The 16,003-nt window shown below is 62.9% G+C and carries 21 protein-coding genes and 3 tRNA genes; 16 read left to right on the forward strand and 8 right to left on the reverse strand.

The window, feature by feature from the left end; genetic code table 11:
* Nucleotides 1-371: 371 nt before the first annotated feature.
* The 9 genes from E5Z01_RS15160 to E5Z01_RS15200 all read left to right on the forward strand — a co-directional run bounded on the left by E5Z01_RS15160 (nucleotide 372) and on the right by E5Z01_RS15200 (nucleotide 5,475).
* Nucleotides 372-566, forward strand: a complete 195-nt coding sequence (locus E5Z01_RS15160; protein ID WP_135230135.1) for a helix-turn-helix domain-containing protein — start codon at nucleotides 372-374, stop codon at nucleotides 564-566.
* Complete coding sequence (locus E5Z01_RS15165) at nucleotides 566-877, forward strand: hypothetical protein (protein WP_135230136.1); 312 nt, start codon at nucleotides 566-568, stop codon at nucleotides 875-877. Before E5Z01_RS15160 ends, E5Z01_RS15165 begins: the two co-directional genes overlap by 1 nt.
* Nucleotides 874-2,088 (forward strand): hypothetical protein, encoded by a 1,215-nt coding sequence (locus E5Z01_RS15170; RefSeq protein ID WP_135230137.1) that lies wholly within the window; start codon nucleotides 874-876, stop codon nucleotides 2,086-2,088. The genes E5Z01_RS15165 and E5Z01_RS15170 overlap by 4 nt, the downstream gene beginning before the upstream one ends.
* Before the next feature lie 2 nt (nucleotides 2,089-2,090).
* On the forward strand, nucleotides 2,091-3,245 hold the full coding sequence (locus E5Z01_RS15175) for an AAA family ATPase (RefSeq protein WP_135230138.1): 1,155 nt from the start codon (nucleotides 2,091-2,093) through the stop codon (nucleotides 3,243-3,245).
* Nucleotides 3,239-3,619: a TubC N-terminal docking domain-related protein gene (locus E5Z01_RS15180; RefSeq protein WP_135230139.1), complete on the forward strand. Its 381-nt coding sequence runs from the start codon at nucleotides 3,239-3,241 to the stop codon at nucleotides 3,617-3,619. The genes E5Z01_RS15175 and E5Z01_RS15180 overlap by 7 nt, the downstream gene beginning before the upstream one ends.
* On the forward strand, nucleotides 3,616-3,858 hold the full coding sequence (locus E5Z01_RS15185; RefSeq protein WP_135230140.1) for a hypothetical protein: 243 nt from the start codon (nucleotides 3,616-3,618) through the stop codon (nucleotides 3,856-3,858). The genes E5Z01_RS15180 and E5Z01_RS15185 overlap by 4 nt, the downstream gene beginning before the upstream one ends.
* A complete protein-coding gene (locus E5Z01_RS15190; RefSeq protein ID WP_135230141.1) occupies nucleotides 3,855-4,091 on the forward strand; it encodes a hypothetical protein in 237 nt (78 codons plus the stop codon). Before E5Z01_RS15185 ends, E5Z01_RS15190 begins: the two co-directional genes overlap by 4 nt.
* Before the next feature lie 256 nt (nucleotides 4,092-4,347).
* Nucleotides 4,348-4,713 carry a hypothetical protein gene (locus E5Z01_RS15195; protein ID WP_135230142.1) on the forward strand — a complete coding sequence of 122 codons (366 nt, stop codon included), beginning with the start codon at nucleotides 4,348-4,350 and terminating at the stop codon, nucleotides 4,711-4,713.
* 123 nt (nucleotides 4,714-4,836) lie between these two features.
* A complete protein-coding gene (locus E5Z01_RS15200) occupies nucleotides 4,837-5,475 on the forward strand; it encodes a hypothetical protein (RefSeq protein ID WP_135230143.1) in 639 nt (212 codons plus the stop codon).
* A gap of 875 nt (nucleotides 5,476-6,350) precedes the next feature.
* Here the strand turns inward: E5Z01_RS15200 and E5Z01_RS15205 are convergent.
* From E5Z01_RS15205 to E5Z01_RS15215, 3 genes are all read right to left on the reverse strand, one after another.
* On the reverse strand, nucleotides 6,351-6,545 hold the full coding sequence (locus E5Z01_RS15205; RefSeq protein ID WP_135230144.1) for a hypothetical protein: 195 nt from the start codon (nucleotides 6,543-6,545) through the stop codon (nucleotides 6,351-6,353).
* A gap of 77 nt (nucleotides 6,546-6,622) precedes the next feature.
* On the reverse strand, nucleotides 6,623-6,886 hold the full coding sequence (locus E5Z01_RS15210; RefSeq protein WP_135230145.1) for a hypothetical protein: 264 nt from the start codon (nucleotides 6,884-6,886) through the stop codon (nucleotides 6,623-6,625).
* Nucleotides 6,887-6,987: 101 nt separating this feature from the next.
* The gene (locus E5Z01_RS15215; protein WP_135230146.1) at nucleotides 6,988-7,431 is read right to left on the reverse strand and encodes a hypothetical protein; all 444 of its coding nucleotides are present in this window, start codon (nucleotides 7,429-7,431) and stop codon (nucleotides 6,988-6,990) included.
* Nucleotides 7,432-7,570: 139 nt separating this feature from the next.
* Between E5Z01_RS15215 and E5Z01_RS15220 the strand changes: the two genes are divergently transcribed.
* Nucleotides 7,571-7,789: a helix-turn-helix domain-containing protein gene (locus E5Z01_RS15220; protein WP_135230147.1), complete on the forward strand. Its 219-nt coding sequence runs from the start codon at nucleotides 7,571-7,573 to the stop codon at nucleotides 7,787-7,789.
* Between the two features lie 212 nt (nucleotides 7,790-8,001).
* Nucleotides 8,002-9,219: a tyrosine-type recombinase/integrase gene (locus E5Z01_RS15225; RefSeq protein WP_135230148.1), complete on the forward strand. Its 1,218-nt coding sequence runs from the start codon at nucleotides 8,002-8,004 to the stop codon at nucleotides 9,217-9,219.
* 94 nt (nucleotides 9,220-9,313) lie between these two features.
* Here the strand turns inward: E5Z01_RS15225 and E5Z01_RS15230 are convergent.
* The 4 genes from E5Z01_RS15230 to E5Z01_RS15245 all read right to left on the reverse strand — a co-directional run bounded on the left by E5Z01_RS15230 (nucleotide 9,314) and on the right by E5Z01_RS15245 (nucleotide 10,933).
* Nucleotides 9,314-9,390: transfer RNA gene (locus E5Z01_RS15230), tRNA-Arg, on the reverse strand.
* Between the two features lie 16 nt (nucleotides 9,391-9,406).
* A tRNA-Ser gene (locus tag E5Z01_RS15235) sits at nucleotides 9,407-9,497 on the reverse strand.
* 23 nt (nucleotides 9,498-9,520) lie between these two features.
* Nucleotides 9,521-9,608 (reverse strand) — tRNA-Ser (locus E5Z01_RS15240).
* 71 nt (nucleotides 9,609-9,679) lie between these two features.
* Nucleotides 9,680-10,933, reverse strand: coding sequence for a nitrilase-related carbon-nitrogen hydrolase (locus E5Z01_RS15245; RefSeq protein WP_135230149.1), 1,254 nt, complete (start codon nucleotides 10,931-10,933; stop codon nucleotides 9,680-9,682).
* 74 nt (nucleotides 10,934-11,007) lie between these two features.
* Here E5Z01_RS15245 and E5Z01_RS15250 point away from each other — a divergent pair, with 74 nt between their 5' ends.
* The 4 genes from E5Z01_RS15250 (at nucleotide 11,008) to pxpA (ending at nucleotide 14,092) form a co-directional block, all read left to right on the forward strand.
* Complete coding sequence (locus E5Z01_RS15250) at nucleotides 11,008-11,688, forward strand: 5-oxoprolinase subunit B family protein (RefSeq protein ID WP_135230150.1); 681 nt, start codon at nucleotides 11,008-11,010, stop codon at nucleotides 11,686-11,688.
* A gap of 64 nt (nucleotides 11,689-11,752) precedes the next feature.
* Nucleotides 11,753-12,697 (forward strand): 5-oxoprolinase subunit C family protein, encoded by a 945-nt coding sequence (locus tag E5Z01_RS15255; protein WP_135230151.1) that lies wholly within the window; start codon nucleotides 11,753-11,755, stop codon nucleotides 12,695-12,697.
* A 56-nt stretch (nucleotides 12,698-12,753) separates the two neighbouring features.
* Nucleotides 12,754-13,365 (forward strand): hypothetical protein, encoded by a 612-nt coding sequence (locus E5Z01_RS15260; protein WP_135230152.1) that lies wholly within the window; start codon nucleotides 12,754-12,756, stop codon nucleotides 13,363-13,365.
* A complete protein-coding gene (gene pxpA, locus E5Z01_RS15265; RefSeq protein WP_170311959.1) occupies nucleotides 13,340-14,092 on the forward strand; it encodes a 5-oxoprolinase subunit PxpA in 753 nt (250 codons plus the stop codon). Before E5Z01_RS15260 ends, pxpA begins: the two co-directional genes overlap by 26 nt.
* Nucleotides 14,093-14,463: 371 nt before the next feature.
* Here pxpA and E5Z01_RS15270 read toward each other — a convergent pair whose 3' ends face one another.
* Complete coding sequence (locus E5Z01_RS15270; protein ID WP_135230153.1) at nucleotides 14,464-15,213, reverse strand: DUF937 domain-containing protein; 750 nt, start codon at nucleotides 15,211-15,213, stop codon at nucleotides 14,464-14,466.
* Between the two features lie 284 nt (nucleotides 15,214-15,497).
* On the opposite strand from E5Z01_RS15270, the gene E5Z01_RS15275 reads away from it, so the two are divergent.
* Nucleotides 15,498-15,917 (forward strand): hypothetical protein, encoded by a 420-nt coding sequence (locus tag E5Z01_RS15275; protein WP_135230154.1) that lies wholly within the window; start codon nucleotides 15,498-15,500, stop codon nucleotides 15,915-15,917.
* Nucleotides 15,918-16,003 lie beyond the last annotated feature (86 nt).

A 16,003-nucleotide genomic window follows, 5' to 3' on the forward strand; every position in this document is an offset into this window, starting at 1 on the left:
AGGCGTTCTGTCGCATTCGGAGTTTCGTGTCAACCCTTCACAAGCAGGGCCTATCCGTTTGGGACGGTTTAGTGGATGTTTTTCGCGGTGTCCTACCCAAACTCGATTTCTCGTGCTGAGCAGTTACTAAAAAACCGTACCTTTGCTTAAGATGTCCCGCAGTGTAGCGGGGCTTTTTCGTTTTCTGCCGCCAGGCCAACCCCCAGAAATGGAGGACGGTCAGGCGGCTTTTTTATTGGTGGTGGTTTCCTTGAGTGATGAATAGCATCTAGCCCGCGCTTTTGCGCGGGCTGTCTTGTCGAGCGTTTCACAATTCAGCGTGTGGGTGAAGCGTCGGCATGTATTACCCCACACGCGAAGGAGAAACCTCCATGACCGTAAATAATGACGCGCCCCGCCTGACCTTTCAGCCTGAAGAAGTAGCGCCCATGCTGGGCATTGGGCGTGGCAGTATCTACCAATTGATCCGCGCCAGGCAAATCAGGAGCATTCGAGTAGGGCGGAAAATCCTTATTCCCCGTTCTGCCATTGACGAGTTCCTGAACGGCCAGCAGGAGGCCAAATAATGAACCGCCCTGAGCAAGAGGGCGGCGCGGCAACTGCCAGCAGTATACCGGACGTGCTGGGCCTGAAGCACGCCGATGGAAGCCCCCAGACCCGTGAAAGTTGCCTGTTCTGGGCAAACGAGGCGGCCCGTGTGTACGCCCTGCGTAGCCAGGAGCGTGAAGGACTGCTGTGCAATTTCGACGGTGATCCCGTCGAGGCTCAAATGCTGGCCGAAATTGAGCAGGAAATGCGTGAAATGCACGCCGTTCAAGATGTGTGGCAGGCAAAAGTCAAGCTCTTTGACGTGCTGGCCGAGCAGGTGAACAAATGAAGCGCGGTGAACTGCTGGACGGGGTAAACCTCGTTTACCTGATCGCGCAGGAGTGCGGCCCTGATGCCGTGCGCGGCCTGAACCCGCAGCGCGGCGGGGTGATCTGCGACCCGTGCCCCGGCCATGAAGAACAGAACCCCAGTTTCAGCGTGTACCGCAAGGGGAACCGCTGGCGCTGGAAACGTCATGGAGGGGATGACGCAGGCGGGGACGCTTACGGCTTCCTTCTCCGCATGGGGTACGCCCCTGAAGCCGCCTGGGAGAACCTGGCACGCTTCCAGGGCGTGACGGTGCCCGCGTGGGAGTCCAGTCCGCAGACCCCCCGCTTTGCCCCTGATCCCCTTCAGGAAGCCCGCTGGACGCTGGAGAAGTGCAGCCCGCTCACCCCGGCGGAAATGGAGAAGGTGGCCCGGCTGACCTTGCCACTTTCCAGCGTGGCAGCGCGTGACCTTCAGCGGCGCGGCCTGCTGAACTGGGATGGATTGGAAGTGCTGACGCTGGCTAGCAACTTTCGCACCCGTGACGGGAAGCTGCTGGCCCGTGCCGGTTCCCCTGTCCTGCTGATCCGTGGCCCTGACGGGCAGGTATGGGGCGTGAAAGTGCGGAACCTGGGCAGCAAGGACGCCCTGGAAGCTCAGAAAATGCAGCGATACGTGTACCGTGTTGCCGGGCACGGTGCCCCGGCATGGTGCAGCCCGGATTACGGCCACGGTGACGCCGTGCTGATCGTCGAGGGGGAACTGAACGGCGCGGCGGCCAGCCGGGCATTCAGTGAGGCGGGGCTGAAGGTGGACGTGCAAGGGCTGGCCGGTGCCGGTGGAACCCCGTTCCTTCATGGCCTTCATGGGAAGCCCGTATTCCTGTACGCCGATCCTGACCCCGCCGGGGTGGCCTGCGTTGATCGTGTCGGCCAGGTGACCCGCAGTGCTGGTGCCCGTGAAGTGAAGGTGCTTCTTTCAGAATCTGAGGACTTCTGCGACCTGCTAGGCCGCCTGGGCGTGTCCACTTTCGCGGGCATTCTGGCGCACCGTATGGAGGCAGCGGAACCCTGGCAATACTGGCAAAAAGGCAATACTGGCAAAAATGGCCTGCCAGTAAACAATGCTGTCCAGCACGCGGGAAACGATTACTGGCAAACTGGCAATACATACCAGGGATGGGGCGCTTCTGACGCTTCCGGCTGGGGTGCGGCTGACCGGGGCGGGTGGTAAGCGTGGCCCTGAAAATCATTGACCTTACCGCCCAACTCCGACACATTGAATTCCTTGTGCCGGGCCTGATCCCCGCCGGTTACATCACAATTGGGGCATCGAGGGAAGGAATCGGGAAAACCATGATCTTCTCTGGCCTGGCGTGGCAGATGACGCGGCCGGCAGGACGCGGGGAATTCCTGGGGCAACCTGTCCCGCACGGGCCTGTTATTTACCTGAACACGGACGCGGCAGACGGTGAAGCGCGTTCCGTGCGTCACTGGCTGGAACAGCACCGCAACACGTACCCGGACGGGGACATGAACGGCGTGACGGTGCTGGAGAGTACGGGCGCGGGCCTGACCATCGAGGAATTCACGGAACTCCTGAACATGGCAAAAGAGATGGGGGCGCGGTGCGTCATCATTGACAGCTTCATGGGCACCTTTCCCGGAATTGACGGGAACAAACTTCAGGACGCCCTACGGCCCATGTTTGCCCTGCGAGACTTTGCGGCGCAGACGGGTGCGGCGGTGATCGTGCTGGATCACTTGCCTAAGAAGGGCGCTAACGAGAAAGAAGGGGATCGTGGGGTGATGGGCAGCACCGGCAAGGGCGCACAGGCCCGCGCTATTCACCTGCTGACCCGTGTTCCCCCGCGTGACGTGGAAGGGCGCGAGGTATTGCGCTGGGAAGTCAGGAAGAACAGTTTTGCAAAGTCTGGCCACGCCTTGGGCATCGAGGTAGAACGCCTGGAAGATACAGAAGGGCGCGTGTACGGCGTCAATCTGAATCCCTGCGAACTGCCAGAGGAACCGGAGGGCCGGGACACCCGCTCAGACCGTGCTAAGGCCGCTGTCATCGCGCTACTGAGTGAACGTGCCGGGCAGTCTGTCCCTCACGGTGAGCTGCTGGCCGTGGCGATCAAAGGCGGGAACGTGAAGGAACGCAGCGCACAGCAGGCCGTCCGGGAAGCCCTGGGCAACCTGGGCGGGCTGGTGCGTGAAGTCAGGATGGGCGGGCGCGGTGCCCCACGGGCTTACGTGTACGGCGCAGAAGTCCAGCCGGAACCCGCGTCACCGGATGACGTGCCGCTGATCGTCGAGGAACCCAAAAGCGAAAAAATTTCGCATTTGAAGGAACAGGATTCAAAACCTGAAGAGGTGCTGACGTGGTAACGCATGACCTTCTGCGGGAACTGGAGGGGCGCGGTGTCCGGCTGGCCGTCGAGGGTGGGCGGCTGGTGGCCCGTGGCCCACAGGGCGCAGTCACGCCGGAACTGGCCGGGCAGATCAGGGCACAGAAGGCGGAACTGATGACGGCACTCACCGCCAGCAGCAAGGGCCAGCTTGCCCCCCTGCCTGAACCCCTGGCGCGGATGGTGGCGGCGGCCATCAGTCCCGGCCTGAACTTCCCTGCGAGTCTGCCGGGCGGCATGGTGCCCCGCCTGGGGGATTACGTGCTGGCGTGCGCGGCCCTGTACGCCGTGGGTTGTGAACCGGAACGCCAGTTACAGGGCTTGTGGGCAGCAAGAGGGGCGTGGGCGGCATGACACCCCTTCAATGTGTTGTCCTGAGTGCTTACGCCCTGCTGTCCCCCACAACGCACCCCTCCCGGCAAGTGATCGAGCAGGCGACCCGGCACCGTGCCCTGACGCCCACAGCAAAGCGGGTGGCCGTCACTCTGGCGGAACACGCCGGACTGATGGAACGGGGCAGGCTCACAGAGTTTGGACGCATGGCCGCAAAAGCCCACCTGAAGCGCCTGAACGGGCAAGGAAGTGGAGCATGACCAAGGAACGCGAGCAGCTCCAGGCGGCCCTTACGGACGCCTTCAAACGCGCCCAGACCCGTGCAAAGCGTGAAGCACCACGAGCAAAACAGGGCTGGCACACCAGACCTCTCGAAGTCATCATGCTGAATCTGCTGGGCGGTGCCGGATACCTGAACCCGGACGGCACCCTGACGGATGAAGGGGCGCGGTTTGTCAGGAAGATGCTGAAGAACGGTCAAGAACCCAGATGAAAGGCACGCGCAAGTGTTGTCAGCCGGATACCTTCCTAGCCCTGCGCCAGCGGGGCTTTTTTCGGTCTGAAGTCTCTCACGATCAGCGAAACTCCGAAAGTGTAAGGGTTGTCTGACGCGGGGCATGGGAACGCCGGGCAGCAGGAGGGGACTATCCCCCTTCCCCAGTTCTCAACCCCTGTGCGTCAGCGCGTCCAGCCAGGTGGACGAGTCCCCTATCCGTGCTGAACGCTGTTTCTTCAAGCATACTGAGGGCATGAGTAGAGGGCATGGGTGGGTGATGCGCGGTGTGCTGGAGATGCTGGGGGATCGTGGGCGGGCCAGCACGCCGGAACTGTGCGCGGCCCTGTTCCCGGCAGGGACTCGCCCGGCTCTGGAGTCCACACGCCGGGCGCTGAGGCGGCTGGTGAAGGAAGGCCATGTTTCCCTGCTGGGCTTCAATGTGCTGGGTGAACGGGTGTTCTGCCTGGCGGCGCAGCGTGAAAGGCTGGTGTGCCCCTGGGCGAAAGATACGCCGATGGGGAACTTCATCCGGGCACAACGGCGGCACCGCATGAAACAGCATTTAGGCTGGGCGGTACGGCTGTGGAACAGCACGCGGGTTCCCCTGACGGCGCAGTGAGCCGGGACTATAGCTGGGGAAATTCACAGGGGGGTTAATTGAACCTTTGAACCCCGTACCCTTCCCCCCTACGCCCGGTCAATATTGCCTGTCGGTAATTGAGCAGCGGTGTACGGTAAGGATATGGCAGACAATCAGAATCCGCCCCCTGAAGGGTTGAGCGAGGCAGATAAGGCCAGGATTCGGGCCGAGGAAGAGTATCGGGCGCAAGTCCAGTCTGACCTGAAGAAAACACCTGCACAGATTCAGCTTGAGAAGGCACAAGCTGAGCGTGAGGCAAAAGCGAAGGCCATCAAGGAACAGCAGGAAGCAGACAAGGCCAAAGAGGTAGCACGCCGGGCTGCACTGACCGCAGACCAACGAAAAAAAGAAGATCGCCAGAATGCCGCTACAGGCGTGGGATGCCTTACCGTTTCAATCGCAGCGCTTTTTCTTGGTTTATGGGCGTGTGGCATCATCCCCTATAACAAGAAAGCTCCTGTGACCAATTCAGCAGCTTCAGCACAAGCAGAAAGTGATGTGGATTGGACGCCGGAAATGCAAGCCCAGTGGGACGCCAGGGAAAAATGCGTGCTGGCGGTGAACGAAAAGCTAGGCGGATCATCGCCTAACGTCGATTCGGACATAGAAAATGTGCGGCGTACCGAGGGGAATAACTGGATTTGGGAAAGCTGGGCAAAGGATTTTGACGGAACAAGTGAAGTCACAAAGCTCTTCACCTGTCGCATTGTCGATGGCACAGCCAGTATTGAATTCAAGTGAGCGCGTCAGGGTTTCCCCTCGAATGCAGAGGAAGCAAACTGTCGCAGATCGTTACAGTTTGCCGGGCTTCCTGCTGTGCATTTGTGCCGCCGACCAACTTACCCGCGCCGGTAAGAAGGTGCTGACTGGGGAAATTCCCCAGTTGAATAAGCGCACAGGGCTAAACAGGGGTGTTGATGTTGTCGCTACCCTTATTCTCCACGCGCACGGGGCACACTGTCACGCCCGGCTACAGTGTCAACTTCCATTTGAAACGGCAGTTGGTGGGGATTCCGTTTCAAACGGCACCCTCTACAAACGGGGATTGTCCTGTACGCACTCGCGTTTCAGATCGCTCAAATTGAGCGGTTCCCAAATGTCCAAATTCTGGACTTTTGCCGGTTGCCCTGGTATGTATTGCCAGTTTGCCAGTAATCGGTTTTTCCCTGCTGGGTGCGGTGTTTTTACTGGTAGCGTGTTTTTGCCAGTAATCGAGTCTGCCAGTAAAAATGAAGGCCACAGGAAGCCCGTGAAGGCCGTTCAAAAAGGCGCTGAGGGTATTTACACCTGATGTTTTTGGGTGCATCCCCAAAAAGGGGCACCTGGCCGGGTGCGTGGATGCTTCTTTTCGGTGGCGTCACCAAAAACTTATTCCTCGCGTGCATGGGTGCTTCGGTGAATTTGATGTTGTGGCAATTTGCCACGACCTTATTCCCTCGCGTGCGTGGGTGCTTCCCCGAGTTGGTACAGGTTTCCTGTACTTATTCCCTCGCGCTTTCAGTCTCGGAATTTCCGAGGTTGTCACAGGCTCTGACAACTTCATCCCCTGGCATGGGACTTCACTTTCTGTCACAAAAAACCCGGCACTCAGGCCGGGGCGGTTGATCGAGGTGGGCTTAGCGGGTGGCCGTGTTCAGGATTTCCGCCAGGGCTTCCCCTGCTATTTCCTGCGCCAGGATGCCCGCTTCATCGTCGGCATACTGAATGATTCTGGAGTGAGCGGCCCAGGTGAGAAAGTAATCTTTCATGGCCGTTTTAAGCAGTGAGCGCAGGTGATCGTGGGCAGCATGAGCCAGGGCGTAATGAGTCATGCACTGCGGGCAAAGCACCTCATCCCATACGGACTGAACGGCGTCAGGTGCCCCGCAACCATCACACCGCTGGCCGCTCATGCCGTCACCGCCTGGAGGTTCAGGACGCGGCGCACAGTGTCAGTCAGTGACGCGGGAACGTGGTAGCAGGCGGGCTTGCTGGTGGTGTAATCCCCAATCAGCACGGCGTTACCTTGAACCGCTTCAGGGATCAGCAGCGGGCGCGGCAGATCGGCCAGGCGGACAACTGTGCCAGTGTCCAGCACCATCACGGGAGGCTGGCAGGCGTTGAGACTGGTGACGGTGGGCAGAAAGTCAGTGAATGCAGCAAGGTTCAGCATGGTGTTTTCTCCAGATGGGGTGAATGAGGTTCACGTCATGGGGGAGATCAGACTTACCCCATCACAAGGGTGTGATTTCAAGTCACACCCTTGAACGTGATTCAGGCGGCGGCGCGGTGGGCATCGAGCGGGAACATGTTCAGCAGGTACGCCCACACCTGGCGGGCCTGCTGCTCAGTCAGGGCAGCCAGGCTGTAGCACTCATCGAGGCCAGCACCGCGCCGGGCGATTCCGTAGTGATCGTGCAGACCCAGGCGGCCCATGATGGTGTGCAGCTTGTGGGCGCGGGCCTTACCGATGGTGGCCGGGGCGCTGGGCTGGCTCAGGACTTCCGCCAGGACTTCCACGCGGGCACCTTCCAGCAGGTTCACGGCTTGCTTCACGGTGACGGGCTGGCCGTCCACGGTGGCGCTGAGCGGGCCGCCGACCACTTCACGGCTGAGGGTAATGGTGTGGGTGTCCACGGCGGTGACGGTGCCGCACTCGCGGTAAGTGACAACGGCCTTCCAGGTGCGGCTGAGGGCGGGGCGTTTGGTATCTTGCATGGTGATTCCTTTCTTGCTTGGGGGAGTCAGAGAGGGCCGCTACTTTCCACGGTGGGCGTCCCTTTTCTGCTGGCTTTATGATAGCACTATCCGCTAATAAGTCAACGCCTACCGCTATTTAACGTGCTAGTATCCGCATATGGATGAATACAACGCGCTAACAGATGCTTCAACCGCTATTCGTGTACAGCTTGCCCGCATGGGCATGAATCAGGCCGATCTGGCCCGCAAGCTGGGCATTCTGCCCGGCACCGTCAGCCGTGCCCTGGCAGGTTCACCAATGGATGAACGCTCTAAAACGTGGCCCGCCATTCTTGACGCCCTGGGCCTAGAAGTCATCATTCGCCCCAAATCGTGAACATTGGGCGGCGGGCGTGAACATTGGTTTTTCAACATTCACAGTGTTTTATGCCGTGCCAGACGGAGCGGGTGAACATCGTGAACATTGTGTATGTTGATTCCTTCCTTTATATGTTTGCGAGTTGTCACAGGGGCGGACAGCCCAAAGGCACCCCTCCCTACTTCTCCCCATATCCCAAGTAACTTTTTTGACCTGCATCGAGGAGGCACATGGTTAAACGCGCCAATGGAGAAGGAACGCTGAGTAAGCGTAAAGACAAGTCCGGTAAGGTGATCGGCTGGCGTGCTGGCGTCACTGTGGGATACAAGCCGGACGGTTCCCAGGATCGCCGCTGGGTGAGCGGTAAGACTCAGGCAGAAGTGCAGGAAAAGTTACGCGCCCTTCAATCCGAGATTCACACGGGGATGCTGTCCGATACGGAAGGGCTAACGGTGGCCGCCTACCTGACGCGCTGGTACGAGTCGAAAGAACGGGCGGGCGTGAAACCGAACACTGTCCAGTCCTACCGGGACACCGGACGGCTGTACATCGTGCCGCACATTGGGCGGGTGAAGCTGGAGAAGTTGCGTCCCTTGGACGTGGAACACATGCTGAGCGGCATGACGAAGGCAGGGAAATCGCCTCAACTGCTGGCCTATGCGCTGCGGGTGCTGAAAATGGCTTTGCGTCAGGCGGTGCGTTGGCAAATGCTCCCCCGGAATGTCGCTGAGGGCATCACAGCCCCACGTTTTCACCGCCAGGAAATGCAGGTATGGACGGCTGAGCAGGTGGCGGCCTTCCTTGACGTGTCACAGGAACATCGCCTTCACGCGGTCTTCTACCTGGCCCTGATGACCGGAATGAGGCGCGGGGAACTGCTGGGCCTGAAGTGGCGTGACATTGACTGGGAGAAGGCCCGGCTGACGGTAAGGAACAACCTTGTGGCGGCCCGCTATGAGGCAGAGGAAGGGCGGAAACTGCACGGGAAGCCCGTCCTGTCGAAGCGGGAACTGACCCTTCAGACACCCAAGACAGCAGGATCACGGCGCACCATTGTTCTTTCCCCCGGCACAATAGCGAAACTCAAGGAACATCAGGCCCGGCAGGAGGCAGAAAAGGCCAACGCGGCTGAAGCCTGGTCGTGTGAAGGGTACGTGTTCGCCTCAGAACTGGGCACGCCCACCGACCCGCGAAGCCTGGGCCGCGCATACTCGCACATCGTCAGGAAGGCGGGTGTGCCGCCTATCCGTTTCCACGACCTACGCCACACTGCCGCTTCTCTGATGATCCACCGGAAAATCCCGCCCAAGGTGGTGAGTGAACGCCTGGGGCACGCTGACGTGGCGTTTACCCTGCGCGTGTACGCGCACCTGTACGACGACCAGCGGGAAGAAGCCGCCTTCGACCTCAGTGACCTGTTCCCGCGCTCTGGTGGGGCACCCAATTAGCCAGTAGTGACACGGTAGTGACGAAAGGCCAGATAGAGACCCTGGCCGGGCTGCATGAAAAATAAAAAACCCCGCGCTGGGCGGGGTTTTTCTCTGGCGTACCTGTAGGGATTCGAACCCCAGACCTTCTGATCCGTAGTCAGACGCTCTATCCAGCTGAGCTACAGGTACATATGTGGTGACTGCTTGGCGGAGAGGGCGGGATTCGAACCCGCGGTACCCTTTTGGAGTACGAGCGTTTAGCAAACGCTTGGTTTAAGCCGCTCACCCACCTCTCCAGATTGTCATGCAGCCTTCCTTGTGGCGAGGGGTGAGGGATTCGAACCCCCGGTAGGTTGCCCCACTACGGTTTTCAAGACCGTTGCCTTCAACCACTCGGCCAACCCCCCTTGCGGTGGGTGCGCTTCATTCGTCTCCGTCTCAAGCGCGAGGGGAAGTATATGGGGAGGGCCGCAACTTGTCAACGTTTGCGCAGGCCGCGCCAGCTCAGGTAGGCCAGGATGCCCAGACCAGCCAGCAGCCCAGGGGCAACCCGGCTGGGGTTTCGGGGGGCCTGGCCGCCAAGAATGGCGCTCAGCGCCTCCTCGTGGGCGGTGCGGGCGGGCAGGGTAAGAACTGTGGCCGGGAGGGTCAAGTCCGCCCAGATCACGTCGGTGCGGTACTCGTTTTCCAGGGGGTGGCCACTCCCGGCGGCCCGCTCCCTGCCGGCGCGGCGCAGGTGCTCCGGCGTTCCCGTGGTCACCCAGGGCGTCAGGGCCAGAAAGCCGGGGCGGGGGCTGGTCAGGGCGTAACTGCGCGGCTCGGGGGCGTCTTCGGCGCGTCCGGTGATGGCGCTCTGACCGTCGAAGGTCAGGTCAAGGAGGTTGCCCACCACCATGGGGTTCACGGCGTAACGGATGCTGCGGCCCCGGGTGGAGGCCGTCCAGCTGGATTCCAGCCACGCCACGGGCTGGTCGCGGAGGTTCGCGGGATCGGGCGGCAGGCCTTCTTTGGCTGTCCAGGGGGCGCCGTTGGCGTCGGGTTGCAGCAGCACGGTGCAGCCCTGTTCCTCCAGGCGGCCGATCACTTCGGGCCGGAAGGCGTCCAGGCTGATGGCCACCCCCAGGTCGCCGACGGGCGTGGGAAACACCCGCAGCTCGCGCAGGTCGCCGGGCGTCAGGTCGACGCCTCCCGCTTCCTCGTCGGGGGTCAGGTACACCTTATCGGCCACGCCGATGAGCTGGCCTTGCGGGTCAAGGATGACCGTCTGGTTGGTCAGGGTGCCGGGGGCACGCCTGGGCTGCCCGCCCACCAGCCTGTAGCGCGGCGTGGGCGCACTGCCGCAGCACAGGTACACGCCGTACTCACGGGCCAGGTCACGGCAGGTGTGCAGGTAAAGGCGCGTGTTGGCGTCGGCGTCCGCCAGTTGCAGGGCACGAATGGGTGACACGCCCTCGCGCCACATCAGGGGCAGGGTGCGGGCCAGCCGCCCGACAAAAAGGGCCGCCGCGACCCGCTGGAAGGTGCCCAGCGGCGTGGCCCACCGCCCGCCGCGCAGCACCAGCGGCAAGCCGTTCAGTTCGGTCAGCACCACCAGATTGGGTTGGTTCGTCGCCAGGTGCGGGCGGGCCATCTCCAGTTGTGAACGCATCCAGGCTTTGAAGGCGGCGGCACTGGTGAAATCGTGCGCGTGCCACTTGGGCTGCACGGCAAGGGCGCGAAAGTGGCGGGGCATCCCCCCCGGTATACCGATTTTGCGGCGGCGAGACAAGCCGATGTAGGCGACCCGGGTGTGCCATCATGCCTGCCATGACAGGGAACGCGGTGACTGGTGACACAGGGGCCAGCGACGCAGGAACGAGCGGTACAGTGGCCGGTGACGTTGCCGGCTTTGCGCCCCTGGGCGACAGCGCTTTGATGGTCAGCACCCCCCTGGCGCGGGAACTGCTGCTGTCGTGCCAGGCTGCCCCACTCAGCGGCGTGCTGGAAGCCGTGCCCGCCCTGAACGTGGTGACCCTGCTGTTCAGCCCCCTGGAGACGACCGCAACGGAATTGCAAGACGCTGTGCAGGCGAGACTGGCGGCCCTCTCTCCCCTGCCCGTGGGTGAGGGGCGGGCCCTGCACCTGCCCGTCCGCTTTGGCGGCCCGGACCTGGGGTGGTGTGCGGACTTCACCGGGCAATCCGTGGACAGGTTCGTCGATGAGCTGTGCAGCTTGCCGCTCACGGTGGCGTTCCTGGGGTACACGCCAGGCTTCGCGTTCCTGACCGGCCTGCCCGCGCACCTGCAGATGCCGCGCCTGAGGGCCCCGCGCGAGCGCGTTCCTGCCGGCAGCGTCGCCCTGGGCGGCCCGTGGGCCGGCGTGTACCCCACCGAAACCCCGGGCGGCTGGCGCATCGTCGGCTCCACGGACATCAAACTCTTCGATCTGGCGCGAGCTGACCCGGTGTGGTGGCACCCTGGCGACGGCGTGAGATTCAGCCGTGACTGACCGACTTCACAGGCTCTGCGGCGCGGCCCCAGGCATCCGGCGTTTCATGGCGGGAGGGTAAGAGATGGTTGAGGTCTTGCGGCCTGGCCTCCAGTCCACCCTTCAGGACGCGGGGCGGCGGGTGCGGGCGCTGGGAATTCCGTCCGGGGGCGCGGCGGACAGCGTGGCCCTGCGCCTGGCGAACGCACTGGTGGGCAACGCGGCGGACGCGGCGGCGCTGGAAATTACACTGAGTGGGCCGAAATTACGCTTCAGGGAAAGGGCAGTCGTGGCCCTGTGCGGCGCACCATTTCAGATGAAACTGGAGGGGCTGGATGTTCCCCTGAATCGCGCTCTCACGGTGCAGGCGGGCGAGACCCTGGATATCGGCGGGACTTCGCTGGGTATGCGGGCGATGCTGGCCTTGCGGGGCGGACTGAACGGGGACGTGGTGTTCGGGAGCCGCTCCACGGACTTGAGGAGCGGATTCGGGGGAAGGCAGGGACGCACCATTCAGAAAGGTGACGAACTGACCCTGCTGCCTTCAGAGCCGCGCCGGGTGATCCGGGCCAGCCTTCACCCTTCCCTTCTCACTTCCGTGGCGAACCATCAGGTGTTGCGGGTGCTGGCGACGGCGGAGGCCGCCCCGGCCCTGCTGGCCGACCTGACGCGCCGGGCTTTCACGGTCAGCACCCAGGCCGACCGCATGGGCGTGCGCCTGCAACAGAACCTGAGCGCCCCGCACGACCCGGCGCGGGTCAGTCTGCCCAACGTAACCGGCATGGTGCAGCTTCCGCCAGACGGCCGGCCCATCCTGCTGCTTCCCGACAGCGGCACGCACGGCGGCTACCCCACGCCGCTGGTGGTGGCCCGGGTCGATCTGCCGCGCCTGGCGCAGCTGCGGCCCGGTGGCACCGTGCAATTCAAGTTGGTGAACGCCGGGCAGGCCACCGCCGCCTTGCGGGAAGCTGAAAAAACCCTGCGCCAAACGGAACTGACTTTGCAGTGGCTTCACGCTCAGGGCGCATGAACGGGCACTCACTTTAGTCAGATGACGGCGCCCTGACGCTGTGGCAACTTGAAGGCATGACCTTGAGGAAAAAACCCCAGCGGGACGAGCACCCCGACACCGAAAGACGCGGGGACGGCGCGCCCAGCCTCGCGTCCGGTCTGGGTGGCCTGGCGCGGCGGCTGGCGAAACAGGCGCTGGACGACCCACGGATACGCGAGACGGGCAGTCAACTGAAGCACCGCGCCGAGGAACTTCAGGCCCAGGCGCGCGACCGGGCCGATAGACGCCTGGAGGACATCATCGCCAGGCGCGGTGGAAGCGACGAGACGAACGAACTCCTGGCCCAGCGCCGGCAGGAACGCGACCTGAAGGCCGGCAAGCTGCGCGCCCGCTCGCAACTGCTGGCCCTGGCCGACACCCCGCACGAGAAGCGCGTGCTGCTGCGCGTCATCGAGGGAACCCCCTGGGCCGGCGGTGAAGGCCGCGTGCCGCGTTACACCGAACTGCTCGATACCCTCGCGCCGTCCGGCGAGGCGGGCGCGGAAATGGCGGTTCACCGCGCGCTGTGGTCACTGGCCGAACGGCACGTGCTGTCGGTGTCGCCTTTCGGGGAGATCACCGCTTCACCGCTTAGCCGGGCCGCTAGAGTGCTGGAGAACCATGACCACAACCCCACTGAGTATTGACCTGAATGCCGACCTGGGCGAAGGCAGCCCGCACGAGGAAGCAGTGATGCCGCACGTCACCAGCGCGAACATCGCCTGCGGGGGGCACGCCGGAGACGCAGAGACCATGCGCCGCAGCCTGCTGCTGACGCAGAAGTACGGTGTGGCGGCCGGAGCGCACCCCGGTTTTCCGGACAAGGAAGGCTTTGGGCGGCGCGAGCTACACTTCCGACCCGCCGAGGTCACGCAGTTCGTGCTGGAGCAGATCGAGGCCCTGGGGGCCGTGGCGGCCGAGGTGGGCGTGCCCCTGCGGCACGTCAAACCGCATGGAATGCTGTACAACATGGCCGTGAAAGACCCTGAACTGGCCGCCGCCATCGCGCAGGCCGTGGCCCAGTCGGGGATTTTGCCTTACTTCGGGCTGGCGGGGGCAAGCAGCGTGATGCTGCGGGAAGCCGAGAAACAGGGCCTGCGGCCCATCGGTGAGGGCTTTGCAGATCGGGGGTATGCGCCCGACGGCTCGCTGTGGCCACGCGGTCAGGCAGGGGCCCTGCGGCCCGAAGCCGAAGCCATCGGGCAGGGCGTCAGCATTGCCACCACGGGTACCGTCACCGCTGTTACGGGCGAACAGGTCAAGGTTCCTGCCCACACCCTGTGCCTGCACGGCGACGGCGCCGAAGCCGCCGAAATCGCCAGAAACCTGCGGCATGCCCTGGAACAGGCAGGCGTCAACGTCCAGGCCCCATAGCTTAGGGCAGACAACTGAGATGAGAACTTCAAGTTGATTTGGATGCCCCACCTGCAAGCCTCCTCCCCTCTCCCAAACAGGTACAGGCAAAGCAGTCCATCTTGTTCGCGTCCCAGTCAACTTCGCCGTTCAATCAGACCGAGGCCGTCGGGCGCGGAGCGCACGGGCCATACGCCACGAACCCGGACGTTCAAAACATTCGGCCCCGCTGCTTTAAGCCCCGTCCCAGAACCAACAACCGCCCACATCCCACCCCTGCCCAGTGCAACGTAAGCTCCCCCTGTCCCCGGTGGGGATAGGGGGTTGGGGCCGCCCAGCAGCAAAAGAAAAAGCCAGGCCCACCGACCTGGCTTCCCTCATTGGCTTGAAGCTCAGGCGCGGCGTCCGCCGAACATACCGATCAGGTCATCGAGTGCGTTGCCGTCGCCGTCACGATCCAGGACATTGTTCAACGTGCCGATCATGCCGCCCAGGTTGCCACCCCCGCCCATCTGTCCGCTGCGCTGGCTCATCTGGTTGCTGGCGCCAGGATAGCCGGGAATAACGCTCCCACCCCCCAGAACGCTGCCCTGAGATTGCTGATACCCCTGACTCTGGTTCTGCTGGCCGCCCAGCGCCCCGCCAAGCACGTTGCCCAGGCCGCCGCCACCGAGAATGCCGCCCAGGATGCTGCCGATGTCGATGCCGCCCGCGTTCGCGCCCATGTTGCCACTCTGGGCACTGCCGCGTTGGCGGGCAAGGTAATTCAGGATAAGGGGCGCGACCATCATCAGGACTTGCATGGCGAGTTGCGGGCTGATGCCGGCGCGCTGGCTGACGGCGTTCACGGCGGCGTTCTGCTGCCCGCCAAAAATGTGCCCCAGCATGCGCTGCGCTGCGCCCTGATCCGGCACCTGGCCCTGCTGGAACAGGCCGATGGTGTTGCCGGTGTGGTCGTTCAGGGCGCTTTCCAGCGAGGCGGCGCCCTGTGGGGACTGGGCGTTGCGGGTCAGGGCGCCGAGCAGCAGTGGCACGGCGGCTTCCAGGGCTGAGGCGGTCTGGCTGGGGTCGGTGCCGAGTTGCCGACTGACCTGCTGCTGGGTCTGTCCCATTCCGCCGAGCATGTTGAAAATATCCATCATAAGGGGTGACCTCCTGATACGGCTTCCGTCTGTTGCATCCACCCTCCGGGAAAACGCCGGATTGCGGATTCCACGCCCGGAACCCGTTTTGCTCCCACTCTCTCCGGTCGGATTTCATCGCCCTGAATGGGCGATTCAATCGGAGCCCGTATGAGGTGAAGTGCCTTCAGGGTAAGCCGCCTGGCGCGGCGCGGCGCTTAACAAAAGTGAAGGTTCCGCTGTGACAGGCACCTGAAACCGGGCAGAGACGGAGCTTTCAGGCCGGCTGAGACGTAACATCAACCATGAGCACCAACGACCGGTTCGGTTTGCAGGGCGACCCCGCAGTCAGGGAAACCCGACGCGTGAAGTTCGGCACGGACAGCCTGGATCCCCTGTTTCTCGTCCTGGCCTCGTTGACCGCCGTGCTGCTGCTGATCCCCGGGGTGCTCGGGGGATTCAACTGGCCCGGTGTGTTGCTGCTGCTCAGCCTTCCGCTGGCCTGCTGGGGCTGGTTCGAGTGGTTCAGGGCCCGCCGCACCAGCCAGCCACACAGGCAACTGGGGATCAAGGTGTACCTGATGATGGTCGGTCTGCGGTACGCTTCCGAACTCCTGGCAGACGCCCAGGCCGGCGACGCACTGGATTTCTGGAACCTGGGTTCGTTTCTGCTCATCCTCCTGCTTCTGACTTTCGCCTTTTTCCAGCAGCGCCGCAAGGCCTGACGGTCTCCCCCAGAATTGAGCCTCCTGTTTGTTTTGTTCTCCTCCTGGGAGAACACCGGAGGGAGAACTCCACGTCCGGGACGCTT

It is taken from the genome of Deinococcus fonticola (assembly GCF_004634215.1).
In the GTDB taxonomy this organism is placed as follows: Bacteria; Deinococcota; Deinococci; order Deinococcales; family Deinococcaceae; genus Deinococcus; species Deinococcus fonticola.